Raw genomic sequence first — 25967 nt, forward strand, 5'->3', positions numbered from 1 at the left:
CTCCTTCGCGGCGGTCGGTGACGGGACGGCAGGTCATGCGAGGTTCTCCTTCGGGACGGGTCGAGGGCTCCGGAGCCGCGGTCGTCCGGGCCGCGCGGTGGTCGCGGCCGGTCACCGCGCCTGCTCCGGCCGCAGGTGCGCCGAGGCGCGGGCGAGGGTGCGGGAGGCATGCACGAGCAAGGTCAGGGCCCCCGCGCCGCAGGTCAGGACGGGTACTGCGGTGGGGCCCCAGGCGGCGGTGAGGATTTCCACCGGTGCGCCCAGTGCGGCGCAGCCGGGCAGCCGGCCCGCGAAGACGGTGGCGGGCGCGAGCACCTGGGCGAGGGCGGTGAGCATGAGGATCACGCGCGGGGCGTGGGTGAAGCCGTGCACGGTGAGCAGCCGGGCGACGAAGAGGAGGGCGCCCAGGGCGAGGACCGCCGGGGAGACGGGCCCCGCGTCCAGGAGCGGCGCGCACAGGGCGACGAGCGCGGCCAGCGCCCCCAGGAACAGGGCGACGGCGCCGAGCAGCACGGGCCGCACGGAGGCGGCGAAGTCCTCCAGGCCGCGGCTGGCGGCGAGCTTGCGGCGCGCGTGGGTGAGGAAGAGACCGGCAGTCCAGGTCGCGGGCGCGACGGCGAGGGTGAGGGCGAGGAGGGGCGCGGGGGCCAGGGGCCAGTCGCCGCCCGTGGTGCCGTCGGGCAGTCCGTCGGGGCCGCCGGACACGGCGGTGCGCAGCAGACCGTCGCCCAGCACGGCGTAGGCGAGGAGCAGGCAGGTCCAGAAGCCGGTCGCCGACCGGGAGGCGAGGGCGTCGGTGAGGGCCAGCGGTCCGCGGCGCAGCGTGGCGCGCAGGGCGAGGGCGACGGCGACCACGCCGGCGGCGGCCGTGTACAGGCGGGTCTGGCCGTGGGTGCGGGCCAGCGCGATCAGCGCGGCGGCGCACAGCGTGCCGGGCAGCAACGGGAGCAGAAGCACGGCGACGGACCGGCGGCGGTCTCCCCGGCGGGCCTGGGCGTCCGGCACGGCGGGTGCGTCGGCCGCGGTGTCGGCGTCCCGCGGGACGCGTGCGTAGAGCTCCTCCGCGAGGGAGAAGACGTCGCGGTGGCGGAAACGGGCGGCGGTCCGGTCGGTGATGCCGTGGACCTCCAGGCCCGCCGCGATCTCCAACGGGTCCACGGCGCGTTCGCACAGCTCGCGGTGGCGGTGCAGCAGCACCTTCACGGGGTCGGCCGCGCCGGGGGCGGCGCCGCGGTCGAGTTCGCTGAGGTCGGTCATCGGACGGTCTCCGTGACGGGCTCCGGCGTCTCCACGGCCCAGGTGGGGACGGCTCGGGGGGTGGGTTCGGTCCAGTGGCCGGGGACGTGGGCCTCGGCGGGCGCGGCGAAGGGCTGCGGATCTCCCGCGCCGCCGAGGACGGGCCGGCGTGCCGGGGTGCGGGCGACGGTCTCGAGGTAGAGGCCGCGGAACGCCGCGACGTTCTGCTCGATGCTGAACAGCTCCAGCGCCCTGGCGCGCGCGGCCGCTCCGAGGCGCGCACGACGCTCGGGGTCGCGCAGCAGCGAGACGCACGCCTCGGCGAGCGCCCGCGGATTGCGCGGCGGTACGACGAGACCGGTGCCGCCGATCACCTCGACGACGGCGCCGACGTCCGTGGAGACCGTCGCGCGTCCGCAGAACATCGCCTCGATCAGCCCTGCCGGGAACCCCTCGACGACGCTGGACAGCACGGTGACGGTCCCGCCTGCGTGGACGTCGGCGGTGGTCTCGGCGCCGGGGCCACCGGGTTCCTCGAAGGACACCGGGTTGCGCCCGACGGCGTGCGGGCCGTCGGCCTCGTCCGGGAAGAGCTGGGCGGCCAGGGCCCGGCAGTGGCCGAGGTAGGCCTCACCCTCGGGTCCTGAGGGGCGGCCGACGATGCGCAGCCGGGTGCCGGGCTCGGCCGCGCGGACCTCCGCGAAGGCGTGCAGCAGCGAGACGAGATCCTTGGCGGGCTCCACCCGGCCGAGCCAGACGAGGGTGTGCGGCTCGGCGCGCTCCCTCCTCTCCCGCCTCTCCAGGTCCGCCCGCTCCCCCCGCTTCTCGCCCTTCTCCCGCTCCTCCGACCGGCGGTCCTCGCCGACTCGCGCGAAGGGCGTGGCGTCCAGGCCGGGGTGAATGGTGCGCAGCTTGGCCCGGTCGGCGCCGCAGCGCTCCTGCCATCGGCGGGCGTGGGCGTTGCCGGGGACGAGGTAGGAGGCGGCGCGGTAGGTCTCGGCGGTCAGCAGGCCGTGGAAGGCGGCGAGCAGGGACCGCACGGCGGGTGAGGCCGCGGGGCGCGTGAGGTAGTGGGTGCGCAGACGCACGCCGTACTCGGTGACCACGAGCGGGACGCCGAAGAAGTGGCGGGCGAGCAGACCGGGGAGCGCGGCGATGCCGCCGGACGCGGCGTGGCAGAGATCGACGGCACCGAGGCCGTCCTCCTCGTACCAGTCGAGCGAGAGGGGGCGCAGGGCGCGCTCCAGGTGGCCGGCGACGGTCAGCAGATCCGGGACGCGGGCCTCGCGCGCGGCGCGGCGGGCTCCGGGCGCACGACAGGCGCGTTCCAGGGCGCGCACGGCCTGCTCGGAGTGCAGCGCGGCGACCAGTCCGCCCTCGTCGCGGGCGAGCTCGGCGAGCCCGTGGAGAGCATTGGCGAAACGGTCCGCCTCAGCGGTGCCGGGCTTGCCAGCGGCGCCGGGCTTCCCAGCGGTGCCGGGCCTCTCGGCGGTACCTGCTTCCGCGGCGGTGCAGAGGGCGGCGGCCAGTTCGCCGTAGTGCTCGGTGAAGCGTCGGCGGGCGCGGCGGCCGTGGACCACCCCGTCCTCCTCCGCGGCCCACAGCGGCGCCGTGCGCACGCGCCGGACCTGGGGCGGCAGCTCGACCCAGCCCGCGTCCTCCTGGGCCTGGCCGGTGCTGAACGCGTAGACGTCGAACTCGTGTCGGTCGAGCCCGCGCACCAGGCGGTCGCACCACACCCCGCCCTCACCGCCCACATACGGATAGCCACCCTCCGTAAGCAGTCCGATGCGCACGTGTGCACCCCCGTTCTCCCGTAGGGAGCCGCCGTTGGCCCGGCGGCTCGCAGCGGGACGAACGTATGCGGACAGGACGGTGGCGTGATGGACGGTTGTCCATCACGCCACCAGAAGGGGTGAACGGGCGTAACTTTCCCGCGCGGATCGCGTTCGCCGTGCTGGGACCGGCGCACGACGGGCGCGCGCCGGTCCGGGACCCCTACTCGCGCGCGCCCCGCCGTGGAGGGCCGGTCCGGTCTGCCGGGCGGGCTAACCCTTGGGATAGGGCCAGGCGTTGGGCCGGCAGCTGATCCCGTCGTACTCGAGGAACTTGGTCTGCTGCTGCATCACCGGGGCCAGGTCGCCGTCCTTGTCGCAGGTGACGTGGTTGTGGCCGAGGCGGTGGCCGATCTCGTGGTTGATCAGCATCTGGCGGTACGCGAACATCTTGTCGCCGTACGTCTCGGCGCCCTGCGCCCAGCGGTAGGCGTTGATCATCACCCGCTCGGTGGCCGCGGAGTCGCAGGAGACGTTGTCCTCGGTGGTGTCCAGGCCCGACTTGGCGCACCAGTCGGCGGTCGTATCGGGACTGGCCAGGGTGATCACGAACTCGGCGTCGCCGGTCTCGATCCGCTCGAAGGCCAGGTTGTCGTGCGCCCAGCTGCGTCTGTCGTTGAGCGTCCGGTGCACTGCCTCGGCGAACAGCGCGCCGTCCAGGTCGAGCCCTCGCTCCACGTCCACGCGGTAGGTGACCTTCCGTCCCTTGCCGGGTGCCTTGTCGATCCCCTTGACGGCATAGAACTTGCCCGTGCCCTCCCGGGCGGCGGCCAACGGGAACTTGCGGTCCATCTGCTGCTCGTACGTGAGCGGCTCAGCCGTGGGCACGCCGGGCGTCACCCGTTCGTCGCCGCGCGAGGCGGGTTCGCGCGCGTCGCGCGCCTGCTCGCCGGCGGACTGCGACTGGACGCCCGGGCTGTCGTGCTCGTCGGCGACCTGCCCGGCGACGACGACGGCCAGCACGGTGGTGACGGCGGCCGCCGCTATGCCGGTGAACGCGCGTCCCTTGCCACCCCTGGTCTGCGCGGGGGCGCCCGTCGGCGGCTCGTCGTCGCTGCTGTCGGTGCCGGTGTCCGAGGGGACGCCGGTGTCCGGCGCGCCCTCCCGGTCGGTGACGGCGGCGTAGGGGTCCGCGGGGCTGCGGGTCACGGGCTTGCGCGGAGTGAAGAGGTCGCCGCTCCCGTCGAACGCCTCCACGTAGTCGCGGCGCGGTCCCTCCACGGGCGCCTGGCGCTGCCTCGGCAGGGGTACGCCCTGCCCGGCGGCCGGTGAGCCGTACCCGGCGCCGGCGGCGGTGCGCCCGTGCAGGTTCCCCCGGCCGCCCGCGCTCTCCTGCTGCTCGGGGTGCCCGCCGCGGACCCGGGGGGTGCCGTGCGCGGGGGTGCCGTCCGCATGGCGCGGGACACCGTGCGGAGGGGTGCCCTCCCCGTACCTGGGGACACCGTGCGGAGGGGTGCCCTCCCCGTACCTGGGAACACCGTGCGGCGGGGTTCCGTCCGCATGGCGCGGGACACCGTGCGGGGGAGTTCCGTCCCCGTACCTGGGGACACCCCGCGCGGGGGTGCTGTCGTCGCGGCGCGGTCCGCCCTGCGGAGGGGGTCCACTCCCGGGGCGGGGCGGGCCCTGCGCGGCCGCGTTCCCGGGGCGCGGGAAGCCGTGGGCGGGAGTCTCCTCGCCGTACCGCGGAACACCGCGCGGCGGGGTGCCGTCGCCGTATCCAGGCGCACCCTGGGCCTGACCGCCGTACCGGGGCGCGCCCTGCGGCTGACCGTCGTACCGGGGGACGCCGCGCGCGGGAGTGCCGCCCTGCTGCCATCCGTCCGGAACCGGGGGTACGCCCGGGGCGGGCCTGCCACGCCCGGGCGCCCCGTACCCGTGGACCGGGGTGCCGTGCGGTGGCGTGCCGTACGGCGGAGTGCCCTGCGCCTGCTGCCGCGGCAGCGCCGCGCCCTGGCCGGTGTCCCGCCGGTCGTCGTACCGCGCCTCGGACGCGTCACGTACGCGGCGTGCGGCGGCCGCGGTGGCGTCCGCGGTGTCGCCCTTGGGGGCGGGCCCGCGCCGGCTGTGGCGTCCCACTTCGCGCCTCAGCCCCTTGTCGTCTCGGTCGTGGCGGTCGGGCCACCGATGTCGGCGGACGGACCCGGATCGCCCTCTGCGTCCGGCTGCACAGTATCGCCCTCGCCCGCGGGATCGGTCGCGTCCCTCAGGAGTTCACGGAACGCCGACGCCACGGTCTCGGGATACTCCATCATCGCCACGTGTCCCGCGTCCGGGAGTGTCACGAGCCGGGAACCCCGGAAGCGGCGGGCGGCGCGCTGCGCCATGCGGAAGCCGACGAGCTGGTCGCGCCCGCCGTAGACGAGCAGGGTGGGCGCGAGCACCCGCTCGGCCTGACGCCACAGTCCTTGCTGGCCACCGAGCATGTACGAGCTGACGAGGCCCCGTGCGGAGCGTGCCATCGCGTCCCAGAAGTACGGCAGCCGCTGGCGCCGCTCCATCTCCTGCACGGCGTGCCGGACGCCCTCCGGCGTCACTCGTGACGGGTCGCCGTAACAGAGGTTCAGGACGCCCCGGACGCGCTGCTCGGCAGTCCACTCACGGGTGAGCCGGGTGAACAGGGGTGCGACGCCGGGCACGGCCAGCAGTCCCGTGGGGACGGCGGAGCGCTGCACGCGCAGCTCCGGCAGGGCCGGGGAGACGAGCGTGAGGGTGCGGACCAGGTCGGGACGCACGGCGGCGACCCGGGTGGCGACCGCGCCGCCGAGGGAGTTTCCGAAGAGGTGCACCGGTCCGCGGTCGGACGCCTCCAGACAGCGGATCACCGCGCGTGCGTGCGCGGTGATCGAGTAGTCGCCGTCGTCCGGCGGCGGGGAGTCGCCGAACCCGGGGAGGTCCACGGCCTCGCTGTCGACGGCGTCGTCCAGGAGGGCCATCAGGGGCGACCAGTTGAGCGACGAGCCGCCGAGTCCGTGGACGTAGAAGGCGGGCGGGAGTCCTTCGCGGGCCGGCGGCCGGGATCTGACCGTGAGCGTGGCGCCGGGCACCCGCACCGACCTCAGCCGCTCGCCCTCGGCCACCCGGACCGCCGCCGGCTCGGGGAGCACGCTGGTCGGCGGCACGGACGGCAGCTCGGTCGAAGACATGCGGCAATGTTACGAGATGATCACGCCGTGGTTCATGTGTTCGGCGTCACAGGATGGCATGGCGTCCGATTCGGGTGTCTCCTAGGCTCGTACCGAGGGCACCCGTACGTGGCCCCTGTCTGCCTCAGGGGCGTGACCAGGAAGGGAGCCCGGTGATGGCCGTGGATCCGACCGACCCCGAGACGTTCGAGGAGGACGAGGACGTGCAGGAGGGTGTGGAGTACGACGTCGAGGCGCCGGAGGTCGACGCGGCCGAGCAGCAGACGGAGGTACGGCCGGAGGACGACGACCCGCTGGAGGATGTCGACCCCGACCGCGCGAACGAGGCGGATCTGGTGGAACAGGCGCGCGTCGTCCAGCTCGACGAGGACGACTACCGGTGACAGGTGCGCCGGCGGGGGCGACAGCCGTCCGAAATGGGACGCGTTTTGCCCGCTCTGACAGCTTCTGAAACCGTCCGTGCCGCTTCTCCCGCTGTCCGGTCCGTGAAATTCTGCACGTGCACCGCGCACATCAGGATTACCGAAAAGTACGATGGCGACGCGGCTGATCCCGCATGTGGACGACTATGGGAGGCGGCGTGACAGCCATCGAGCAGACGGACGCGGTACGCCCGAGGGGTACACGCCTTCCGCGCCGTGCCCGGCGGAACCAGTTGCTGGGCGCCGCCCAGGAGGTCTTCGTCGCGCAGGGCTACCACGCGGCGGCGATGGACGACATCGCCGAGCGCGCGGGTGTCAGCAAGCCGGTGCTGTACCAGCACTTCCCCGGCAAGCTCGACCTGTACCTGGCGCTGCTGGACCAGCACTGCGAGGCGCTGATCCAGTCGGTGCGGCACGCGCTGGCGTCGACGTCGGACAACAAGCAGCGCGTGCGGGCGACCATGGACGCCTACTTCGCGTACGTCGAGGACGACGGCGGCGCGTTCCGCCTGGTCTTCGAGTCGGACCTGACGAACGAGCCCGCCGTGCGCGAGCGGGTCGACAAGGTCACCAACGACTGCGCGGAGGCCATCTGCGACGTCATCGCCGAGGACACCGGACTCTCGCGGGCGGAATCGATGCTGCTGGCGTCGGGGCTCGGCGGGCTGGCCCAGGTGGTGGCGCGGTCGTGGCTGCACAGCGACCGCAGCGTGCCTCGCGACCAGGCGGTGCAGTTGCTGACCTCGCTGGCCTGGCGGGGCATCGCCGGGTTCCCGCTGCACGGCAGCGACCAGCAGCACTGACCGCGCGGCCGGCGGTCGTTTGTTCCCGTCGGCTGTTCGCTGTTGGCGTTGCCGGGCGAAGCGTGCGGGTACCCTCACCGGGCTAATGTGTGCAGGTACGGCGCGGAAGGTCGCGCACTTCACTGACCGTCGGAGGGACATAGCCGTGGAGGTCAAGATCGGCGTGCAGCACGCGCCCCGCGAGATCGTTCTGGAGAGCGGTCAGAGCGCCGAGGAGGTCGAGCGCGTGGTGGGCGAGGCGCTGGCCGGGAAGTCGCAGCTGCTGAGCCTCGTGGACGAGCACGGCCGCAAGATCCTGGTCCCGGCCGACCGTCTCGCCTACGTCGAGATCGGCGAGCCGGCCCCGCGCAAGGTGGGCTTCGGCGCGCTGTAGGGCTGTATGCGTGGCAGAAGGGCCCGGCGGTTGTCACCGCCGGGCCCTTCTGCGTGCCTTCTGCGCTGCGTGCCTTCTGCGCTGCGTGCCTTCTGCGTTCATGAGGGCGCGTGCCCTTGAAACCCCCGGACGGCCTACAGGCGCGGCCGTGTGGAGAGGATTGGATTCCGCAGGTCAGGGGTAAACCGGGACAGGACCAAGACAGGGACGAGCAGGCCGGCCGTGTGGGAGGGACCCCGACATGCTTCTGGAAGCGCTCAGCTCCGCGATTCTCGGCCTGGCCCTGGCCTGGGGGGCGTACCACCGCCTGTCCCACCGTCTCCCCCGGCGCGCCCTCGTGCTGGCGACCGGTGTGGCCGGGGCGCTGTTCGGCGCCTTCGTCATGAACACCGCGCTGGACGCGGGGAATCTGCTGACGATGCTGGTGGGCGCGACGATCGTCTCGACCGCCTCCCTGTCCCTGCTGCTGCGCCCGGCGGGCAGGCTCCACCACTCGGCCACGGCCTGACCGTCTACGGGCGGCCGCCCACCCTCTGCGGCAGTGCGTGGACTCTCTACGACCGCCTTATCCGCCCCCGTGGGCCACGCAGCCCGGCAGCCCTGGCCGCCGTCGACCGGCCGCCGGCCCGGCAGCCGGTCGTACCGAGCCAGAGCTGACACCCGGCACTGCGACCGGCGACACCACCGCCGTCCGGCCTCCGGGCATCAGCCCTCACAACCGGCCGGCCGACCACCCCGCCGAACCGGCCACCAGGTCGCACAGTCCGCGCCGTCTCAGCGCCGTCGGCCGCCACCGGTCCGGCAAGCGGTCATGCTCCTCCGGCCGGGCGCAACGACCCGTGGCCTTCAGCCCGGCCGTCGTCCGGCACGGTCATGCAGTCGCCGGCCAACGGGCGGTCGCCGGGCGCTTCGCATCGGGCCGGCCGCCCTGCCGAGCAGTCACCGTGATCTTCCGGTCGCCGCGCCCGGGCTCCGTGCGCCCGTCGGGCGAACTATGACGTCGCGGCTGTCACGAGGTCCGCCACCGTCAAGCGCCGGCCACCCCGGCCGCCCCTCCGGCGGGGCCGTACAGCGGGCTGCCGTCAGGCGGCCAGCCCCAGTGCCGCCATCCGCTTCGTGTGCGCCTCCGTGATGCGGGAGAACATGCGGCCCACCTCGGCCAGGTCGAAGCCGTCCGCCACGCCGCCCACGAGCATCGTCGAGAGGGCGTCGCGGTCGGCGACCACGCGCTGGGACTGGGACAGGGCCTCGCCCATCAGGCGGCGCGCCCACAGGGCGAGCCGGCCGCCGACGCGTGGGTCGGCCTCGATGGCCGCGCGCACCTTCTCCACGGCGAAACCGCCGTGCCCCGTGTCGTCCAGGACGGCCAGGACCAGCGCGCGGCTGTCGGAGTCGAGGCGCGCCGCGACCTCACGGTAGAAGTCGCTGGCGATGGAGTCGCCCACGTACGCCTTGACCAGGCCCTCCAGCCAGTCCGACGGCGCCGTCTGCTTGTGGAAGCCGTCGTAGGCGGCCACGAACGGCTCCATGGCCTGCGTCGGCTCCTCGCCGATCTCGGCGAGCCGGTCCCGCAACCGCTCGAAGTGGTGGAACTCGGCCGAGGCCATCTTCGCCAGCTCCGCCTTGTCGCCCATCGTGGGCGCCAGCTTGGCGTCCTCCGCGAGCCGCTCGAACGCCGCCAGCTCCCCGTACGCGAGCGCGCCGAGCAGATCCACGACAGCGGCACGGTACTGGGGGTCGGCGGAGGCGGCCGCCCAGTCCATGGCGGCGACGCCGGTCCGTGCGGCAGGGGTCTCGGGAGTTTCCGCGGCGTTGTCAGGGCTGTCAGAGCTCGTCATGGAGCGCACAATAGCCCGCTCGGCCTGCCCCGGAAGGTCCTGGTCGATCAGTGTGACGACGACTACGTGACCAAATCGGCCATGGCGTGTGCGCGAATCCGGGGTATGGTGGTAATGCGCCTGCTGAACACTCTGACGTTTTCGGATGTGTTCGACGGGCCGCAGCATGTATGAGGATGCCCGGTCGGTGGCCCGATCGGCTCCGACCCGACAGCCCTCTGTTCGTACGGCACATCGCGTACGGGATGCGGAGGGACACCTCAGCGGTACGAGCGCTCGAGCGTCGGCAGTGGTCCCGTGTCCTACGGCCTCGACCGTATGGCAGCCGTCGTCCCCGGCACGGTCCCTACACGACCCCCGCGCTCGCCTCGCACCGCGCACACAGAAGAGGCAGCACCCTGACTACCACGTTCCGAGAGCTCGGGATCCTTCCCGAGACAGCCGAAGCCCTTGAAGCCGTCGGCATCACCACCCCCTTCCCCATCCAGGAGATGACGCTCCCCGTGGCCCTCACGGGCACGGACGTCATCGGCCAGGCCAAGACCGGCACCGGCAAGACACTGGGCTTCGGTCTTCCGCTCCTCGAGCGGGTCACCGTCCCCGCCGACGTGGAGGCGGGCCGCGCGAAGCCCGAGGACCTCACCGACACGCCGCAGGCGCTGGTCGTCGTCCCCACCCGCGAGCTGTGCACGCAGGTCACCAACGACCTGCTGACCGCCGGCAAGGTGCGCAACGTGCGCGTCACCGCGATCTACGGCGGCCGGGCCTACGAGCCCCAGGTCGAGGCGCTGAAGAAGGGCGTCGACGTGATCGTCGGCACCCCGGGCCGCCTGCTCGACCTCGCCGGGCAGAAGAAGCTCAACCTGTCGCACGTCAGGGCGCTCGTCCTGGACGAGGCCGACGAGATGCTCGACCTGGGCTTCCTGCCCGACGTCGAGAAGATCATCAACCTGCTTCCGGTGAAGCGGCAGACCATGCTGTTCTCGGCCACCATGCCGGGCGCGGTCATCGGTCTGGCCCGCCGCTACATGTCGCAGCCCACGCACATCCGCGCCACCGCGCCGGACGACGAGGGCGCCACGGTCGCGAACACCAAGCAGTTCGTCTACCGCGCGCACAACATGGACAAGCCCGAGATGGTCTCGCGGATACTGCAGGCCGACGGCCGTGGCCTGGTCATGATCTTCTGCCGCACCAAGCGCACCGCCGCCGACCTGGCCGACCAGCTCAAGCAGCGTGGCTTCGCCTCCGGCGCGGTCCACGGCGACCTCGGCCAGGGCGCCCGCGAGCAGGCGCTGCGCGCCTTCCGCAACGGCAAGGTGGACGTGCTCGTCTGCACCGACGTCGCCGCGCGCGGCATCGACGTCGAGGGCGTCACGCACGTCGTCAACTACCAGACGCCCGAGGACGAGAAGACGTACCTGCACCGCATCGGCCGCACCGGCCGCGCGGGTGCGAAGGGTACGGCGATCACTCTGGTCGACTGGGACGACATCCCGCGCTGGCAGCTGATCAACAAGGCGCTGGACCTGGGTCTGGGCGACCCGGCCGAGACGTACTCCACCTCCCCGCACCTGTACACGGACCTGGGCATTCCCGAGGGCACCAAGGGCACCCTGCCCCGCTCCGAGCGCACCCGGGCGGGTCTGGACGCGGAGGAGATCGAGGACCTGGGCGAGGTCGGCGGACGCGGGCCGCGCGGACGCGGCGGCCGGGACGGCCGTGACGGACGCCGCGGTGGCCGTCCCGACCGGTCCGAGCGTTCCGAGGAGCGCGAGGAGTCGACGCGCACGCCGCGCCGCCGTCGCCGTACCCGCGGCGGTACGCCGCTCGACGCGGCCGAACAGCAGCCCGCCGCGCCGACCGCCACGCCGGTCGCCGGGGAGGCCGCCGGGGAGGCCGAAGCCGGCGAGGCCACGCGCACCCCGCGCCGTCGACGCCGCACCCGTGGCGGGGTCACCGCCGCCGTGGGCACGGTGGAGCAGGGGGCCGCGGAGGCCGCCGTCGACACGGCCGAGGGCCCGTCGGTGGAGACCGCCGAGGCCGCCGAGACGGTCGAGAAGCCGCGCCGTCGCCGCACGCGCCGGTCGGCCGAGCAGGTTCCGGCCGTGACGGAGCAGCCGTCGGTTCCGGCGCCCGCCGCCGAGCCCGTCGTGACGGAGTCCGCCCCCGTGGAGGAGGCCGCGCCGCGCCGTCGCCGTACCCGCAAGGCGGCCGAGGCCGCCGACACGGCGATCGAGACCGCCGAGGGCACGACGGAGACGGCCGAGGCCGCCCCGAAGCGCACGCGGAAGACCGCCGCCAAGAAGGCGGAGGCCGCCGTCGACACCGCCGAAGGCACCGTCGAGGCGCCCGCCGAGGCCAAGCCGCGCCGCACCCGCAAGAAGGCGGTGGCGGCCGAGGCCGACGTCGCGACCGAGGCCCCTGTGGCCGAGGAGAAGCCGAAGCGCACGCGGAAGACCGCCGCCGCCAAGAAGGCGGAGGCCGCCGTCGACACGGCCGAAGGCGCCGAGGCCACGCCGCGCCGCCGGACCCGCAAGGCCGCCGAGGCGGAGGCCGTGGAGATCCCGGCGCAGGCCGCGTCGGAGGCCGAGGAGAAGCCGAAGCGCACGCGGAAGACCGCCGCCGCCAAGAAGGCGGACGCCGCCGTCGAAACCGACGAAAGCACCGTCGAGGCCAAACCGCGTCGCACCCGCAAGACGGTGCCCGCGCAGACCGCTCCGGAAGGGGAGGTCGCCGAGGCCGCCGCGCCGCGCCGCCGGACCCGCAAGGCCGCCGCGTCCGCGCCGGAGGCCACGGAGGCGGCGGAGCCCAAGGCGCGCCGCACCCGTAAGGCCGCGGCGCCCGCGGACTCCGCGGAGAGCTGACACGCCACCGACGGCCCGGTCCCCGCTCGTGGGGGGCCGGGCCGTCGGCGTGTGCGCACCCGCTACCCTCACCCGGGTGATCACCGCCCTCTCCCCCGCTCACCTCTCCGAGCTCAGCCCTCGCCGGCTCCTCACCGAGCGGGGCGAGTTCGCCGTCCTGGACGTGCCGCCGCCAGCCGGGGCCAGGGTGCGGGGAACGGTGCTGCTGCTGCCCGGCTACACCGGCAGCAAGGAGGACTTCACCCTGGTCCTCGAACCGCTCGCCGCGCGCGGCTACCGTGCCGTCGCCGTGGACGGACGCGGCCAGCACGGCTCGGACGGCCCCGCCGACGACGAATCCGCCTACGCGCAGGACGAGTTGGCGAAGGACGTGCTGGCACAGGCGCGTGCCGTCGACGCCCCCGTGCATCTCGTGGGTCACTCGATGGGCGGTCAGATCGCCCGCGCGGCCGTGCTTCTGGACCACACGCCGTTCCGTTCACTGACGCTCGTCTCCTCGGGCGCCGCGCGCATCTCCGCCTCGCAGGAGCAGCGGGTGACGCTGCTGCGGGACGCCCTCGCGGTGATGTCGATGGAGGAGTGCTGGGAGGCGATCCTGGCGATGGGCTCGCCGGAGGAAGTGGGCGGACCCGCACGGGGCATCGGCGGCCCGGAGCAGCTCCGGAAGCGCTGGCTGTCCACCAAACCCGCCCAACTGCTGGCCGTCGGACGTCAGTTGTGCACGGAGCCGGACCGGGTCGCGGAACTGGGCGCCGTCCCGCTGCCGTTCCACGTGGTCTCCGGCTCGCACGACGACACCTGGCCGGTCCCCGGCCTGGACGCCATGGCCCGCCGCCTGGAGGCCCGTCGCACAGTGGTCGACGGCGCGGGCCACACCCCCATGGTCGACCGACCCACCCCGACGGCGCAGTCCCTCGCCGACTTCTTCGACACCTTGGCGACCCGATGAACCACGCCCGCAGTGCGGCCGTACTTCTTCTGCTCACGGCGGTCGTCGGCTGCACGCCGGAGGCGGCAACCCCCGAGCCTCCGGCCACCTCGCCTCCGGCCACCTCGCCTCCGGCCTCCTCGCCCGCAGCCACCACCGGCATCAGCCCTGACCCACTGCCGAGCGACACCGTGGCGCCTCCGCAGGTCGACAGCCGGGCCGGCACGTACGGTCCGGCCCACGGCAGCGCGGTCTTCAGCTACGACGCGGCCGGCGCCCGGGAGGTCTCCCTGCGCTTTTCCTTCCAGTGCCAGGGCACCGGGACCCTCAAAGTGCGGGTTCCCGTGCTCCACGCGAACTTCCCGATCCAGTGCGACAGAGGACAGCTCCCCGAGAGAGGCGTCGACTTCGTCGTCCCGGCCGCCCGTCTGGCCGGAACCGTGCACGTGACCGCGCCGCCCGGCGTGACCTGGGCGGGCTCCGTCGGCCGGGGAGAAGCCGAGGAGGAGGACCCCTCCATCTGGCAGCGGGGGCCCGGCGAGGGTCCTAGTACTGCGCCTGCAGGTGGTCCCAGAAGCCGTCGCGGAGGGCGCGGCGCAGGTCGGCCTGGCCGCGCAGGGAGTACTGGAGAAGTCCCTCGGCCTCGACCAGCAGGTCCTGGTCGACGGAGCCGGGCAGGTAGGGGTGGCCGGGGAGCAGCTCCATCATGGTTTCGCGTCCGCGCGAGACCAGCCACTTCGCGGCGATCTGCGCGCCGACGAAACGCACGTCCTCGCGGGTGGGCCGGCCACCCGCCGGTTCGTACGCGGACGCCGTGCGGCGGGAGACGTACGGCTTGAAGAAGTCGAGGTCGAGGGTGCGCTGGCTGTCGACCTCCCAGAGCAGCGGCTCGGCCTGGTTGCGGCCCTCCGGGGCCTCGATGCCCCACAGGTGGACGCGGGCGCCGTAGCCCTGGGCGGCCTCGACGGCGGAGACCAGGTCCTCGTCGCCGCCGAGCAGGGCCGCGTCGCTGATGGCGCGGTGCCGGGCCAGTGACTCCAGGTCGGAGCGGATCAGGGAGTCGACGCCCTTCTGCTGGTTGTTGGCGTTGAGGTTGCCGAGGCGGACCTTGACGTCGGGCAGCTCGGCGATGGACTGCTGCTCGGCGGTGTGGATGCGGCGCCGGGCGCCGTCGTACCAGTAGACGCGCAGCAGCCTGCTGTCGGCGAAGACGGTGCGGGCGCGGTCGATGAGCGCGTCGATGAGTCCCTCGGCGTCCAGGTCGAACGCGCGGCGGTCCTCCGTCCCCGCGACGAGCCGCCCCGCGGCCGCGTAGAGGTAGCCGGCGTCCACGAAGATCGCGTGCGTCGAGGGCGTCTTGGCCACCTCGGCGAGCATGCGCTGGAGCAGCTCGTTCGTGCGGTCGATACGGGCGTGCAGGGTCACGAGGTCATCGTTCATCGCCTCTCATTGTTCCGCCGGTCACTCTGCGAACACAACCGGTCCCGGTCGGTCCCGTTGGAAAACCTTACTCGTCAGTATTTAGCTGCTCGAAAGTTTTCCTTAGCGTAGGGAATGTTTGCACCACGCAGCCCGTTGGACCAGGTGCGGCACACGGGCCCGTCCGGTCCGTGGGCCTTCACCCAGTAGTTCTCCTTCAGGAGGATGACCAGACGAAGGGAGAAGCCCTTGCGCTTCGAAATCATGCGACTCGACGACGTCGACGGCACGACCGTGGACTCGACCGTTGTGGACGCCGCCTCCGTCAACCGCATCGTTCAGCAGGCTGCCGCCATCGGGCAGCGCCTGTGGATCCGCCCGGCCGACACACCGGCCTCGTAATCTGTGCGCTTGCTCGAGGAGCCCCCGTACCACTCGGGTACGGGGGCTCCGCCGTGCGCGCGGCCGGACGTCACGCGCCCTGGATCACCTGCGTGACGCCGTTGATGATCTGCTGCACGGCGATCGCGGACAGCATCATGCCCGCGAGCCGCGTCACCAGGACCACGCCGCCGTCCTTGATGACCCGGATGATCAGCAGCGAGTAGCGCATCACCAGCCACAGGACGACGTGGATGGCGAGGATCGCCGACCACACGGAGACCTGCCCCGCCACGTCGTCGGCCTTCTCCACGGCGAGGATGACCGACACGATCGCGCCGGGACCGGCCAGCAGCGGCATGCCCAGCGGGACCAGCGCGACGTTGACGTCCTTGGTCTGCTGGGGCTCGTCGGTCTTGCCGGTGAGCAGGTCCAGCGCGATCAGCAGGAGCAGCAGTCCGCCGGCGATCATCAGCGCCGGAATGGAGACGTGCAGGTAGTCCAGGATCTGGTGGCCGAGCAGACCGAAGACGACGATCACGCCGCCCGCCACGCACACCGCCTGGAAGGCCATGTGCCGCTGCACCCTGGCCGGACGGCCCGCGGTCAGCGCGAGGAAGATCGGAGTGATCCCAGGGGGGTCCATGATGACGAAGAGGGTCAGGAAGAGAGAGCCGAAGACGGCGACGTCGAACATGACTGCCTAGCGCGAGAACGAAAGTGAGAGAGGAAAAGGGCGTGGGAGCGGGACGCCTCACCCGGCGGTCACCGCAGGTGTCAGACCGCTCCGCCGGTCCCCGGCACCGGGAACGCCCCGGTCGCGCGCCGCGTGATCTCGCCGTAGACCTCGGGGTCGGTGGAGAACTCACCGAGGACGCAGGTCTTCCGGCTGCCGTGGTAGTCGCTCGACCCGGTGACCAGCAGCCCCAGCTCGCCCGCCAGGCCGCGCAGCCGCGTCCGGGTGCCGGGGTCGTGGTCCATGTGGTCGACCTCGATGCCGTCGAGACCGGCCCGGGCCAGCTCCGCGATCGCGGAGTCCGGCACGGTCCTGCCCCGCTTCACCGCGGCGGGGTGCGCGAAGACGGCGACGCCGCCCGCGTTCTTCACCAGCCGGACCGCCTCGAAGGGGTCGGTCTCGTGCTTGGGCACGTACGCCCGGCCGCCGTCGGCGAGCCACTCGGGCGTGAAGGCGTCGCTCACGCTGTCCACCACGCCGAGCTCGACCAGCGCGCTGGCCACGTGCGGGCGGCCCACCGAGCCGTTCCCGGCGATCCGGGCGACCCGTTCCCAGGTGACGGGCACGCCCAGCTCGTTCAGCTTGGCGATCATGCCCTTGGCGCGCGGCACCCGGTCGTCCCTGACCAGCTCGCGCTCGGCGAGCAGGGCGGGCTCCTCGGGGTCGAAGAGGTAGGCCAGCAGATGCATGCTGACGCCGTCGAGACGGCAGGAGAGCTCGGCGCCGGTGACCAGGGTGAGGCCCCGGGGCAGCGCCGCGAGCGCCTCGGCGTGGCCGCGTGTGGTGTCGTGGTCGGTGAGGGCCACGACGTCGAGTCCGGCCGCGGCGGCCTTGCGGACCAGCTCGGCCGGGGTGTCCGTACCGTCGGACGCGGTGGAGTGGGTGTGCAGGTCGATGCGCACGACGCGGTACTCCAAGCGGGTCGGACGGACGGGGACGCTCCAGGATAACCGGATTTTCGGCCACCTCTGTCACACCCGAAACCGGCGGGCGCCCCCTACATTACCGACGGAGCCCCACTACTTCTCCAGCAGACGCGGGGACAGCGCCCCACAGGGCACCAGCTCGACCTCGGCTCCGGCGTCCCGCAGGTCGGCGAGCACCAGCTCGTCGTACATCAGCAGGCCCGACTGCTCGGGCCACACCACCGCCCACAGCCACAGGCCGAGGGCCTCACCGGCGAACACGGCACGGTCGTCGGGCGTGCGGGCGACGTGCCAGAGCGGGGTGGGGCGGCCGGCGGCCAGCACCTTGGCCTGGGGCGGCTTCTCGACGTCCATGTAGGGCCCGGGGTCCGGACCGTCGATGCCCGCGTACCGCGCGCCGAGTCCTACGCCGAGCTCCTCGGCGACCAGGATGAGCTCGCCCATCCCGCCGAGCGGCCCGGGCCCGGTGCACGCCACGGCCGTCGCCCGGCCTCCGCCGCGGTCGTCCCCCGCGGACGCGACACCGGTGAAGAGCCAGCCCACCGGCAGCGGCCACGGCATCCACACCGGCACCTTGGTGCGGTGCACGACGACTTCGAGGGCCTCGACGCTCGGCGGTATCACGGGCTGCAGCGGGTGCACGGTGCCGTGCACGTCGCACCGCCAGGCATCCGAGAAGAGGCCGGGAGCCCTGACCCGGCCACCGCACTTCGGGCAACTGGGTTCGCCCCTCATAGAGCCCCACGGTCCTAGCTCTGCAGCGCCACGTCAAGGACGATCACCCGACCGGGCGGAACGGCCACCCTCGACCGAGATAGATGTAGATTGCATTAATTAGGTTGGCTAACCTACTGTGTGCATATCCCAGTCATTCCGCGCGGCCGTCCGGCGCCTTCCTTCCGGCGGCCGTTTCCCCCCACGTCCCGGGATTGGAGCACCCATGGACCCCATCGACACGGGATCGGGCAGCATCCTCAGGCAGCCGAAAGCCGTGTGGGCGACCGCCGGAGCCTCCGTCGTCGCCTTCATGGGCATCGGCCTCGTCGACCCGATCCTGCCGTCCATCGCCGAGGGCCTCGACGCGACAGCGGGACAGGTCTCACTGCTCTTCACCTCGTACTTCCTGATCACCGCGCTGGCGATGCTGGTGACCGGCTTCGTCTCCAGCCGCATCGGCGGGCGCAGGACGCTGCTGCTGGGCCTGGCGCTGGTCGTGGTGTTCGCGGGGCTCTCCGGCACCTCGGGGTCGGTCGGCGAACTGGTCGGCTTCCGGGCCGGCTGGGGACTGGGCAACGCCCTGTTCGTCTCCACCGCCCTCGCCGTCATCGTCGGAGCCGCGGCCGGCGGCAGCGCGGCCGCCATCCTGCTGTACGAGTCCGCCCTGGGCCTGGGCATGGCCTGCGGCCCGCTGGTGGGCGCGCTGCTCGGCGACGCGAGCTGGCGCTACCCCTTCTTCGGCACGGCCGCCCTGATGGCCGTCGGCTTCGTGTGCATCACCGCGTTCCTGACGGAGCAGCCCCGGCCGGCCCGCAAGACCTCCCTGCTGGACCCGGTGAAGGCGCTCGGGCACGGCGGACTGGCCTCCACGGCCGTCTCGGCGTTCTTCTACAACTACACGTTCTTCACCGTGCTGGCCTTCACGCCGTTCGTGCTGAACATGTCGCCCTACCGGTCCGGCGCGGTGTTCTTCGCCTGGGGCGTGCTGCTCGCCGTGTTCTCGGTGATCGTGGCCCCCCGGCTGCAGAAGCGGTTCGGCTCGCTGAAGGTGCTGGGCGGCTCGCTGGTGCTGCTCGCGGTGGACGTGCTGGTGCTCGGCTACGGCGGCCACACCGCGGCCGTCGTGTGCACCGTGCTGTCCGGCGCGCTGATCGGCGTGAACAACACGGTGTACACGGAGCTGGCGCTCGGGGTGTCCGACGCGCCGCGTCCGGTGGCGAGTGCCGGGTACAACTTCGTGCGCTGGTTCGCGGCCGCCGCGGCGCCGTTCTTCGCGCCGAAGATCGAGGAGTGGAGCGACGTCCACATGCCGTTCACGGTCGCCGCGGTGACGGCGGTGCTGGGCGCGCTGGTGGTGCTGGTGCGGCGCCGGGCGCTCACCGCCGGGGCCGAGGAGCTCCAGCCTGTGCACGCCGCCGAGGACGGCGTGGGCGCCTTCGCCAACTGACCGGTCAGGGAATGGCGTTGGTGAGCTTCCTCACTCCGGCCGCCTAGTCCAGCGGCACGGACCTACGGGACGGGTCCCTGAGGTCCGTACCGTGGTTCAGCCACCGCTCCTGGAGCGCCTGGGCGCCGTGCACACGCTTCCAGGCGGCCTCGTTCGGCGTCATCGGCAGCAGCGGCAGGAAGCGGACGGGCTCCAGGGGCGCGTCGAGTTCCAGGTCCTCCACCAGGCCGCCCGGCTCGGCGACCAGCACCGAGGTGAACGGGGCGCCCGGCCACAGCGGCTCTCCCACGTCCAACGAGGCGCCGGGCGCCACGACGAGCCCCTCGACCTGCGGGGACGCGGCGAGCACGGCGAGCGGGCGGAGCACCTTGTCGGTGTCGGCGACACCGCCGCGTACGGACAGCACCAGCTCGGCGCGGGGCCCGGAGACCGGGTCCGCGATCACGGACGTGGGGTCCGTCATGGGTTGCGCGGACATGCCGAGCGACGCGTAGCGCACGATGTCCCCCTCGTGGAAGCGCAGCACTTCGATGCGGTCCGTGCCCAGAAAGGTGACCGCGGCGCGCGCGTCCGGTTCGCCCAGCGCGCTGCGCAGCCGGGCCTCGACCAGGGGAAGAACATCAGCCATGCGGCGAGCATAGAACTCGTCGGTACCGGGCAAAGCAGAGCCTTGACACAGCAGTCGGCTGATACGCTTGGCCGGTGGTTCGGGCAGCACGCGTCAAGCGTTCCGACACTGCCTGAACGCCTGTGTGACACTCCCCGCTCATAGGGGGAATCCCCCAGGGGATCGTGATCGTCCCTCACGAGGGACCGGCCGGAGGAGGTGGGGCTGGCATGGACCGAAGTCGACCGTGCAGTATCACCCGCTCTTCCGCCCGCTGAGGTAGCTGTTCTCCTTTCGGCTCCCGCCTTTCGCTTCGCGCGTCTTCATCGGAAGAGCACTCGTTTCGTTCTGACTGATCTGCCCCAGTAGCTGTATCAGCGACGAAGCTCGCCACCGCGACGGTGCGGTGCTCCCCGCTTTGTGGACGTGCCAAACATGCGCAGTCCAGGACGTCCTCATTCCGGGTTGTTCCACCCGTCGCCCCGGCGCCTTTCGTTGCCCGTTCGCGAAGGAGCCCGCCATGTCGATGATCCGCGACCTGCGCGCCGTGGTCCGTCCCGCCTCCCGCATCTCGCTCCGCAAGGAGAGCGGCCCGTACGAGACCTCGCGGGAGCGCGCGGCGGCCACCGCCGTCGTCGACTGCGCCGTCTACCGGGACGGCCGTCGTCTGGAGAGCGAGGGCGGACCGCTCGGCCCTCAGGAGGCGATGCGCCGGGTGCGCCGTGACGGGGGCTTCGTCTGGATCGGCCTGCACGAGCCCACGGAGGACGAATTTGCGGGAATCGCCGCCGAGTTCGGGCTGCACCCGCTGGCCGTGGAGGACGCCGTCCAGGCCCACCAGCGGCCCAAGCTGGAGCGCTACGACGATTCCCTGTTCACGGTCTTCAAGACCGTCCACTACCTCGACCACGACCGTGTCTCCTCCGGCAGCGAGATCGTGGAGACCGGCGAGGTCATGTGCTTCACCGGACGGGACTTCCTCATCACCGTCCGGCACGGCGGCCAGGGCTCCCTGCGCGCCCTGCGCCACCGCCTCCAGGACGACCCCGAGCTGCTGGCCAAGGGCCCCTCGGCGGTGCTGCACGCCATCGCCGACCACGTGGTGGACGGCTACATCGCGGTCGCCGACTCCCTGCAGGACGACATCGACGAGGTCGAGACCAAGGTCTTCTCCCCCGGCCGCAAGGGCACCCCGCGCGGTACCGACGCCGGTGAGATCTACCAGCTCAAGCGCGAGGTGCTGGAGTTCAAGCGGGCCGTGGCGCCGCTGCTGCGGCCGATGCAGCTGCTCAGCGAGCGGCCGATGCGGCTGATCGACCCGGAGATCCAGAAGTACTTCCGGGACGTCGCCGACCACGTGGCCCGGGTGCAGGAGCAGGTCGTCGGATTCGACGAGCTGCTGAACTCCATCCTCCAGGCCAACCTCGCGCAGGCGTCCGTCGCGCAGAACGAGGACATGCGCAAGATCACCTCGTGGGCCGCGATCATCGCCGTCCCGACGATGGTCTGCGGGGTGTACGGCATGAACTTCGACTACATGCCGGAGACCCACTGGAAGTACGGCTACCCGGTGGTCCTCGGCGTCACGGTCGCCATCTGCCTCGGCATCCACCGCACACTGAAGCGCAACGGCTGGCTCTGAGACAGCCGGCCCCGCCTGGATAGGCTGGGCGCATGACTGGCGAGCTGCTCGACCGGGCCCTCATCGAGGAGGCCTCGAAGAAGTCCGGCCTGATCTGGGTCGAAGGTCCCGGCGGCCCGGCCCGGCCGCTGTGGCACGTGTGGCACGAGGGCGCCGTCTGCGTGGTCGGCGACGGCCCCGGCGAACAGCCCCTGACAGGACTCACCGACGGCGCGCGGGCCGAGGTGACGGTGCGCAGCAAGGACAAGGGCGGCCGGCTGGTCACGTGGACCGCGACGGTCCGCGAGCCGGCCTCCGGCTCCGAGGAGTGGAAGGCGGCCGTCGACGCCCTCAAGGGCAAGCGGCTCAACGCCCCCGACGGCGAGGCCATGCCGGAACGCTGGGCCCGCGAGTGCCGGGTCCTGCGTCTGGAGCCGACCGGCGCCACGGGCGCGCTGCCCGACGGGGACCTCTCCGCGGCCCCGCCGCCCACCCCGGCGACGACCCGGACGCCGATGCCGGCCGGGCTGCCGCGCCTGCTGACGAAGCGCAGGCGGCGCGGCTGACGCACCTTCACACAGCTAGGACGTGGGGAGCTGCTTGCCGTAGTCGAGGGTGTCGCCCTTGGCGGGCTTCTCCAGCGCGAAGTCGGCGCCCCACGAGGAGAAGGTGAGCGTGCCCGCCTCCCCGGCGCGCACCAGCCGCAGCGGGTACGGCTTGCCCTCGAGGGAGACGTCCAGGGTGCCGCCGGCGCCGTCGTCGCCGGCGACCCGGACCGTGCGGATCCCGTCCTGCTCGTGATGACCGTCCGTGCTGAGCGTCCCGTGCAGCGTCAGCAACCCGCTGAGCAGCACGTTCTTGTCGGTGAAGCCGATGAACTTGGTGTACGAGGGGTCGCCCTTGGGCACCTTGACGTACTTCGAGGCGAGCTTGTCCGCCGCCTTGGAGTCGCCGTCCCCGTCGCCGCCCTTGCCCCAGAAGGCGGCGTCGGCCTTCAGATAGAGCTCCTGGCCGACCCGCAGCAGCCGGAAGGTCTCCCCCTCGGTGCTGACCGAGCCGATGCCGCCCTGCGGCTTCAGCCGCATGTCGAGGGTGTAGGTGCGGCCACTCGTCTGCACCGAGCCGTGCAGCCGCACGGTGCCCACGGAGGCGGCGGCCTTCTGCGCCTTGGTCTGGATCTGGTCGGCGGGGAGCCTGCCGACGCCGTTCGTTCCCTCGTTCGGATCCTCGGAGCATCCCGTGAGCGCCGTCCCCGCCACGAGCAGCGCGCACACGGCGCCGGCCAGCGTGGCCCTGCGGGAACGGCCCGGGGAGATCGGAATCACAGGTGGGCTGCCTCTCTGACGGGGGACCTGAACGGCGTACCGCAGAGTACCGGGGCCGGTGGGGCCGGACGGAGTCAGTCCGTCCGGACCGGCCACCAGCGCGGCACCGATCGGGACGGGCTAGCCTGAAGCCCGTCCGAGCGGGCAATCCGGAAAACAGACGCACCAGGCAGTACACGGCAAGAAAGACCTCCGCACGCACGCAAAGGAGCCGCCGGAATGGCATCGGGCGCACCCCGGTTCTTCGTCTCCCACATCTCCGGCGTCGCCGTCTTCGACCCGGCGGGCGACCAGGTGGGGCGTGTGCGCGATCTCGTCGTCATCCTGCGTCCCGGCCGCCGTCCGCCCCGGCTGCTCGGCCTGGTGGTCGAACTCTCCACCCGGCGCCGCATCTTCCTTCCGATGACCCGCGTGACCTCCGTGCAGGCCGGTCAGGTCATCACCACCGGGGTGCTCAACGTCCGCCGCTTCGAGCAGCGGCCCACCGAGCGGCTGGTGTTCGGCGAGCTGCTCGACCGGCGCGTCACCCTCGTGGAGACCCGCGAGGAGGTGACCGTCCTGGACCTGTCGGTGCATCAACTGCAGGCGCGGCGCGAGTGGGAGATCGACCGGGTCTTCGTGCGCAAGGGGAAGAAGGGCGGCGCGTTCCGGCGTGGCAAGGGCGAGACGCTGACCGTGGAGTGGTCCGCGGTCACGGGCTTCTCACTGGAGGAGGACGGGCAGGGTGCGGAGAACCTGCTCGCCACCTTCGAGCAGCTGCGCCCCGCCGACCTAGCCAACGTGCTGCACCACCTCTCCCCCAAGCGGCGCGCGGAGGTGGCCGCGGCCCTGGACGACGAACGGCTCGCGGACGTCCTGGAGGAGCTGCCCGAGGACGACCAGATCGAGGTCCTGGGCGTGCTGGCGGAGGAGCGGGCCGCGGACGTCCTGGAGGCGATGGACCCCGACGACGCGGCCGACCTGCTGGGCGAGCTGCCGGAGGCGGACAAGGAGCGGCTGCTGAGCCTGATGCGGCCCTCGGACGCGGCCGACATGCGGCGCCTGATGTCGTACGAGGAGCACACGGCGGGCGGGCTGATGACCACCGAGCCGATCATCCTGCGGCCGGACGCGACCGTCGCGGACGCCCTCGCCCGGATCCGCGAGCCCGACCTGTCGCCCGCGCACGCGGCCCAGGTGTACGTGTGCCGGCCGCCGGAGGAGACCCCGACCGGCAAGTACCTGGGCACCGTGCACTTCCAGCGGCTGCTGCGCGATCCCCCCTACACACTGGTCGGCTCGATGCTGGACGACGACCTGCGGCCGCTGGACCCGGAGGCGACGCTGCCCGTGGTCGCCGGGTTCTTCGCCACGTACGACATGGTGGCGGCGCCGGTCGTCGACGAGGCCGGGTCGCTGCTGGGCGCGGTGACCGTGGACGACGTGCTGGACCACATGCTGCCGGGCGACTGGCGGGAGACCGAGTTCCACCTGGAGGAGGGGGAGGTGCCCGATGGCGGGTGAACGCGACGCCGTGCGGGAGCGGACCCTGGCCGGGGCCACGGCGGCGGGACGGCCGCGCGCGCCGCGGCTGGACCAGCCGCGTCCTCCCCGGCGGCGGATCCTGCCCGAGTGGGACCCGGACGCCTTCGGCCGGCTCTCGGAGCGCATCGCGCGTTTCCTGGGCACGGGACGGTTCATCGTCTGGATGACGGTCGTCATCATCCTGTGGGTGCTGTGGAACGTGTCCGCGCCGAAGGAGCTGCGGTTCGACGAGTACCCGTTCATCTTCCTGACGCTGGCGCTGTCCCTCCAGGCCTCCTACGCGGCCCCGCTGATCCTGCTCGCGCAGAACCGGCAGGACGACCGCGACCGGGTCAACCTGGAGCAGGACCGCAAGCAGAACGAGCGGTCGATCGCCGACACCGAGTATCTGACCCGTGAGGTCGCCGCGCTGCGGATCGGGCTCGGCGAGGTGGCCACCCGGGACTGGATCCGCTCGGAGCTGGAGGACCTGGTCAAGGAGCTGGAGATCCGGCAGAACGGCCACAAGGAACACCACGGTACGCATCCGGCGATGCGGGCGGAACACCCGCCGGGACGTGACGCAGACGACCGCTGACGTCCTTACCGGCCGGTGTACCCGGAGCCGTACCATCGTCCTTATGGCTACGGAAGACGCGGTGCGCGAAGCACTGGCGACGGTGAACGACCCCGAGATCAACCGGCCCATCACCGAGCTCGGGATGGTCAAATCGGTGGAGATCGGTGCGGACGGTGCGGTCGCGGTCACCGTGTACCTGACGGTTTCCGGCTGCCCCATGCGGGACACCATCACGCAGCGCGTGACGGACGCGGTCTCCCGCGTCGAGGGCGTGACCAGGGTCGACGTGACGCTGGACGTGATGAGCGACGAGCAGCGCAAGGAGCTGGCGACCGCCCTGCGCGGCGGCCAGACCGAGCGCGAGGTGCCCTTCGCCAAGCCGGGCAGCCTCACCCGGGTGTACGCGGTGGCGTCCGGCAAGGGCGGCGTCGGCAAGTCCTCGGTGACGGTGAACCTGGCGGCGGCGATGGCGGCCGACGGACTGAAGGTCGGTGTCGTGGACGCCGACATCTACGGCCACTCGGTGCCGCGCATGCTGGGCGCCGACGGGCGTCCCACCCAGGTCGAGAACATGATCATGCCGCCGTCGGCGCACGGCGTGAAGGTGATCTCCATCGGCATGTTCACCCCGGGCAACGCGCCCGTGGTGTGGCGCGGCCCGATGCTGCACCGCGCGCTGCAGCAGTTCCTGGCGGACGTGTACTGGGGCGACCTGGACGTGCTGCTGCTCGACCTGCCGCCCGGCACCGGCGACATCGCGATCTCGGTCGCGCAGCTCGTGCCGAACGCGGAGATCCTGGTCGTCACGACCCCGCAGCAGGCCGCGGCCGAGGTGGCCGAGCGCGCCGGCTCCATCGCCGTGCAGACGCACCAGAAGATCGTCGGCGTGGTCGAGAACATGTCGGGGCTGCCCTGCCCGCACTGCGGCGAGATGGTCGACGTGTTCGGCACCGGCGGCGGCCAGACCGTCGCCGAGGGCCTGACCCGCACCACCGGCGCCAACGTGCCGGTGCTGGGCGCCATCCCGATCGACGTGCGGCTGCGCGAGGGCGGCGACGAGGGCAAGCCCGTGGTGCTGTCCGACCCGGACTCCCCCGCGGGTTCGGCGCTGCGCTCCATCGCGGGCAAGCTGGGCGGCCGTCAGCGCGGTCTGTCGGGCATGTCACTGGGGATCACCCCGCGCAACAAGTTCTGACACCCGTGCACACGCCGGAGGGCGCCGTCCGCTGCGGACGGCGCCCTCCGGCGTGTGCAGACGGT

At 72.6% G+C, this 25967-nt stretch carries 24 protein-coding genes; 13 read left to right on the top strand and 11 right to left on the bottom strand.

All coding sequences use genetic code 11. The features are described 5' to 3' along the window. Nucleotides 1-111 precede the first annotated feature (111 nt). From ACF1AG_RS09795 to ACF1AG_RS09810, 4 genes are all read right to left on the bottom strand, one after another. The gene (locus tag ACF1AG_RS09795) at nucleotides 112-1257 is read right to left on the bottom strand and encodes a hypothetical protein (protein ID WP_359604703.1); all 1146 of its coding nucleotides are present in this window, start codon (nucleotides 1255-1257) and stop codon (nucleotides 112-114) included. Next, nucleotides 1254-3032, bottom strand: a complete 1779-nt coding sequence (locus tag ACF1AG_RS09800) for a DUF3492 domain-containing protein (RefSeq protein ID WP_387794897.1) — start codon at nucleotides 3030-3032, stop codon at nucleotides 1254-1256. Before ACF1AG_RS09800 ends, ACF1AG_RS09795 begins: the two co-directional genes overlap by 4 nt. Before the next feature lie 252 nt (nucleotides 3033-3284). Then, on the bottom strand, nucleotides 3285-5147 hold the full coding sequence (locus ACF1AG_RS09805; protein ID WP_391809578.1) for a DUF3152 domain-containing protein: 1863 nt from the start codon (nucleotides 5145-5147) through the stop codon (nucleotides 3285-3287). A gap of 8 nt (nucleotides 5148-5155) precedes the next feature. Further along, on the bottom strand, nucleotides 5156-6214 hold the full coding sequence (locus ACF1AG_RS09810) for an alpha/beta fold hydrolase (RefSeq protein ID WP_391809579.1): 1059 nt from the start codon (nucleotides 6212-6214) through the stop codon (nucleotides 5156-5158). 155 nt (nucleotides 6215-6369) lie between these two features. Here ACF1AG_RS09810 and ACF1AG_RS09815 point away from each other — a divergent pair, with 155 nt between their 5' ends. The 4 genes from ACF1AG_RS09815 (at nucleotide 6370) to ACF1AG_RS09830 (ending at nucleotide 8320) form a co-directional block, all read left to right on the top strand. After that, a complete protein-coding gene (locus ACF1AG_RS09815; RefSeq protein WP_359604724.1) occupies nucleotides 6370-6597 on the top strand; it encodes a hypothetical protein in 228 nt (75 codons plus the stop codon). 197 nt (nucleotides 6598-6794) lie between these two features. Next, entirely contained in the window at nucleotides 6795-7439 is a 645-nt protein-coding gene (locus ACF1AG_RS09820) for a TetR/AcrR family transcriptional regulator (RefSeq protein ID WP_102640503.1), read from the top strand. A gap of 145 nt (nucleotides 7440-7584) precedes the next feature. Further along, entirely contained in the window at nucleotides 7585-7812 is a 228-nt protein-coding gene (locus ACF1AG_RS09825) for a DUF3107 domain-containing protein (protein ID WP_048455740.1), read from the top strand. 241 nt (nucleotides 7813-8053) lie between these two features. Beyond that, nucleotides 8054-8320, top strand: coding sequence for a hypothetical protein (locus ACF1AG_RS09830; protein WP_387794899.1), 267 nt, complete (start codon nucleotides 8054-8056; stop codon nucleotides 8318-8320). Nucleotides 8321-8894: 574 nt separating this feature from the next. On the opposite strand, the gene ACF1AG_RS09835 is transcribed toward ACF1AG_RS09830, so the two are convergent. Next, nucleotides 8895-9650: a ferritin-like fold-containing protein gene (locus ACF1AG_RS09835; protein ID WP_359604728.1), complete on the bottom strand. Its 756-nt coding sequence runs from the start codon at nucleotides 9648-9650 to the stop codon at nucleotides 8895-8897. 491 nt (nucleotides 9651-10141) lie between these two features. On the opposite strand from ACF1AG_RS09835, the gene ACF1AG_RS09840 reads away from it, so the two are divergent. Then, nucleotides 10142-12517, top strand: a complete 2376-nt coding sequence (locus ACF1AG_RS09840) for a DEAD/DEAH box helicase (protein ID WP_387794900.1) — start codon at nucleotides 10142-10144, stop codon at nucleotides 12515-12517. 76 nt (nucleotides 12518-12593) lie between these two features. Further along, on the top strand, nucleotides 12594-13466 hold the full coding sequence (locus ACF1AG_RS09845; RefSeq protein ID WP_359604732.1) for an alpha/beta hydrolase: 873 nt from the start codon (nucleotides 12594-12596) through the stop codon (nucleotides 13464-13466). Nucleotides 13467-13991: 525 nt separating this feature from the next. Here the strand turns inward: ACF1AG_RS09845 and ACF1AG_RS09850 are convergent. After that, complete coding sequence (locus ACF1AG_RS09850; protein WP_359604734.1) at nucleotides 13992-14885, bottom strand: NYN domain-containing protein; 894 nt, start codon at nucleotides 14883-14885, stop codon at nucleotides 13992-13994. Between the two features lie 228 nt (nucleotides 14886-15113). On the opposite strand from ACF1AG_RS09850, the gene ACF1AG_RS09855 reads away from it, so the two are divergent. Next, on the top strand, nucleotides 15114-15266 hold the full coding sequence (locus ACF1AG_RS09855; RefSeq protein ID WP_019522250.1) for a hypothetical protein: 153 nt from the start codon (nucleotides 15114-15116) through the stop codon (nucleotides 15264-15266). 70 nt (nucleotides 15267-15336) lie between these two features. Here the strand turns inward: ACF1AG_RS09855 and ACF1AG_RS09860 are convergent, their stop codons facing one another. The 3 genes from ACF1AG_RS09860 to ACF1AG_RS09870 all read right to left on the bottom strand — a co-directional run bounded on the left by ACF1AG_RS09860 (nucleotide 15337) and on the right by ACF1AG_RS09870 (nucleotide 17642). Further along, nucleotides 15337-15942, bottom strand: a complete 606-nt coding sequence (locus ACF1AG_RS09860) for a MarC family protein (protein ID WP_359604735.1) — start codon at nucleotides 15940-15942, stop codon at nucleotides 15337-15339. Nucleotides 15943-16022: 80 nt separating this feature from the next. After that, a complete protein-coding gene (locus ACF1AG_RS09865; RefSeq protein ID WP_359604737.1) occupies nucleotides 16023-16883 on the bottom strand; it encodes a PHP domain-containing protein in 861 nt (286 codons plus the stop codon). A gap of 117 nt (nucleotides 16884-17000) precedes the next feature. Next, entirely contained in the window at nucleotides 17001-17642 is a 642-nt protein-coding gene (locus ACF1AG_RS09870) for a DUF6758 family protein (RefSeq protein WP_359604739.1), read from the bottom strand. Nucleotides 17643-17847: 205 nt separating this feature from the next. Here ACF1AG_RS09870 and ACF1AG_RS09875 point away from each other — a divergent pair, with 205 nt between their 5' ends. Then, a complete protein-coding gene (locus tag ACF1AG_RS09875; RefSeq protein ID WP_359604741.1) occupies nucleotides 17848-19071 on the top strand; it encodes an MFS transporter in 1224 nt (407 codons plus the stop codon). A gap of 43 nt (nucleotides 19072-19114) precedes the next feature. On the opposite strand, the gene ACF1AG_RS09880 is transcribed toward ACF1AG_RS09875, so the two are convergent. Then, nucleotides 19115-19699 (bottom strand): suppressor of fused domain protein, encoded by a 585-nt coding sequence (locus ACF1AG_RS09880; protein WP_359604742.1) that lies wholly within the window; start codon nucleotides 19697-19699, stop codon nucleotides 19115-19117. 499 nt (nucleotides 19700-20198) lie between these two features. Between ACF1AG_RS09880 and ACF1AG_RS09885 the strand changes: the two genes are divergently transcribed. Next, nucleotides 20199-21320, top strand: a complete 1122-nt coding sequence (locus tag ACF1AG_RS09885; RefSeq protein WP_359604744.1) for a magnesium and cobalt transport protein CorA — start codon at nucleotides 20199-20201, stop codon at nucleotides 21318-21320. A 32-nt stretch (nucleotides 21321-21352) separates the two neighbouring features. Continuing rightward, nucleotides 21353-21865 carry a hypothetical protein gene (locus ACF1AG_RS09890; RefSeq protein WP_359604746.1) on the top strand — a complete coding sequence of 171 codons (513 nt, stop codon included), beginning with the start codon at nucleotides 21353-21355 and terminating at the stop codon, nucleotides 21863-21865. Nucleotides 21866-21880: 15 nt separating this feature from the next. Here ACF1AG_RS09890 and ACF1AG_RS09895 read toward each other — a convergent pair whose 3' ends face one another. Continuing rightward, a complete protein-coding gene (locus ACF1AG_RS09895) occupies nucleotides 21881-22624 on the bottom strand; it encodes a hypothetical protein (RefSeq protein ID WP_359604748.1) in 744 nt (247 codons plus the stop codon). A 219-nt stretch (nucleotides 22625-22843) separates the two neighbouring features. Here ACF1AG_RS09895 and ACF1AG_RS09900 point away from each other — a divergent pair, with 219 nt between their 5' ends. From ACF1AG_RS09900 to ACF1AG_RS09910, 3 genes are read left to right on the top strand one after another with little or no spacing between them, the layout of a single operon-like run. After that, entirely contained in the window at nucleotides 22844-24127 is a 1284-nt protein-coding gene (locus tag ACF1AG_RS09900; RefSeq protein WP_191880573.1) for a magnesium transporter MgtE N-terminal domain-containing protein, read from the top strand. Continuing rightward, nucleotides 24117-24725: a DUF1003 domain-containing protein gene (locus ACF1AG_RS09905; protein ID WP_033272126.1), complete on the top strand. Its 609-nt coding sequence runs from the start codon at nucleotides 24117-24119 to the stop codon at nucleotides 24723-24725. Before ACF1AG_RS09900 ends, ACF1AG_RS09905 begins: the two co-directional genes overlap by 11 nt. A gap of 43 nt (nucleotides 24726-24768) precedes the next feature. After that, the gene (locus ACF1AG_RS09910; protein WP_359604750.1) at nucleotides 24769-25902 is read left to right on the top strand and encodes an Mrp/NBP35 family ATP-binding protein; all 1134 of its coding nucleotides are present in this window, start codon (nucleotides 24769-24771) and stop codon (nucleotides 25900-25902) included. The last annotated feature ends 65 nt before the right edge of the window (nucleotides 25903-25967 follow it).

Origin of the sequence: Streptomyces sp. NPDC014764, from assembly GCF_043082785.1 — a bacterium.
In the GTDB taxonomy this organism is placed as follows: domain Bacteria; phylum Actinomycetota; class Actinomycetes; order Streptomycetales; family Streptomycetaceae; genus Streptomyces; species Streptomyces althioticus.

Coding starts and splice junctions, on each gene's coding strand:
- ACF1AG_RS09795 (WP_359604703.1), bottom strand. CDS start 1,257: ATGACCGACCTCAGCGAACTCGACCGCGGCGCCGCCCCCGGCGCGGCC.
- ACF1AG_RS09810 (WP_391809579.1), bottom strand. CDS start 6,214: ATGTCTTCGACCGAGCTGCCGTCCGTGCCGCCGACCAGCGTGCTCCCC.
- ACF1AG_RS09815 (WP_359604724.1), top strand. CDS start 6,370: ATGGCCGTGGATCCGACCGACCCCGAGACGTTCGAGGAGGACGAGGAC.
- ACF1AG_RS09830 (WP_387794899.1), top strand. CDS start 8,054: ATGCTTCTGGAAGCGCTCAGCTCCGCGATTCTCGGCCTGGCCCTGGCC.
- ACF1AG_RS09835 (WP_359604728.1), bottom strand. CDS start 9,650: ATGACGAGCTCTGACAGCCCTGACAACGCCGCGGAAACTCCCGAGACC.
- ACF1AG_RS09840 (WP_387794900.1), top strand. CDS start 10,142: ATGACGCTCCCCGTGGCCCTCACGGGCACGGACGTCATCGGCCAGGCC.
- ACF1AG_RS09850 (WP_359604734.1), bottom strand. CDS start 14,885: ATGAACGATGACCTCGTGACCCTGCACGCCCGTATCGACCGCACGAAC.
- ACF1AG_RS09860 (WP_359604735.1), bottom strand. CDS start 15,942: ATGTTCGACGTCGCCGTCTTCGGCTCTCTCTTCCTGACCCTCTTCGTC.
- ACF1AG_RS09870 (WP_359604739.1), bottom strand. CDS start 17,642: ATGAGGGGCGAACCCAGTTGCCCGAAGTGCGGTGGCCGGGTCAGGGCT.
- ACF1AG_RS09875 (WP_359604741.1), top strand. CDS start 17,848: ATGGACCCCATCGACACGGGATCGGGCAGCATCCTCAGGCAGCCGAAA.
- ACF1AG_RS09880 (WP_359604742.1), bottom strand. CDS start 19,699: ATGGCTGATGTTCTTCCCCTGGTCGAGGCCCGGCTGCGCAGCGCGCTG.
- ACF1AG_RS09885 (WP_359604744.1), top strand. CDS start 20,199: ATGTCGATGATCCGCGACCTGCGCGCCGTGGTCCGTCCCGCCTCCCGC.
- ACF1AG_RS09890 (WP_359604746.1), top strand. CDS start 21,353: ATGACTGGCGAGCTGCTCGACCGGGCCCTCATCGAGGAGGCCTCGAAG.
- ACF1AG_RS09900 (WP_191880573.1), top strand. CDS start 22,844: ATGGCATCGGGCGCACCCCGGTTCTTCGTCTCCCACATCTCCGGCGTC.
- ACF1AG_RS09905 (WP_033272126.1), top strand. CDS start 24,117: ATGGCGGGTGAACGCGACGCCGTGCGGGAGCGGACCCTGGCCGGGGCC.
- ACF1AG_RS09910 (WP_359604750.1), top strand. CDS start 24,769: ATGGCTACGGAAGACGCGGTGCGCGAAGCACTGGCGACGGTGAACGAC.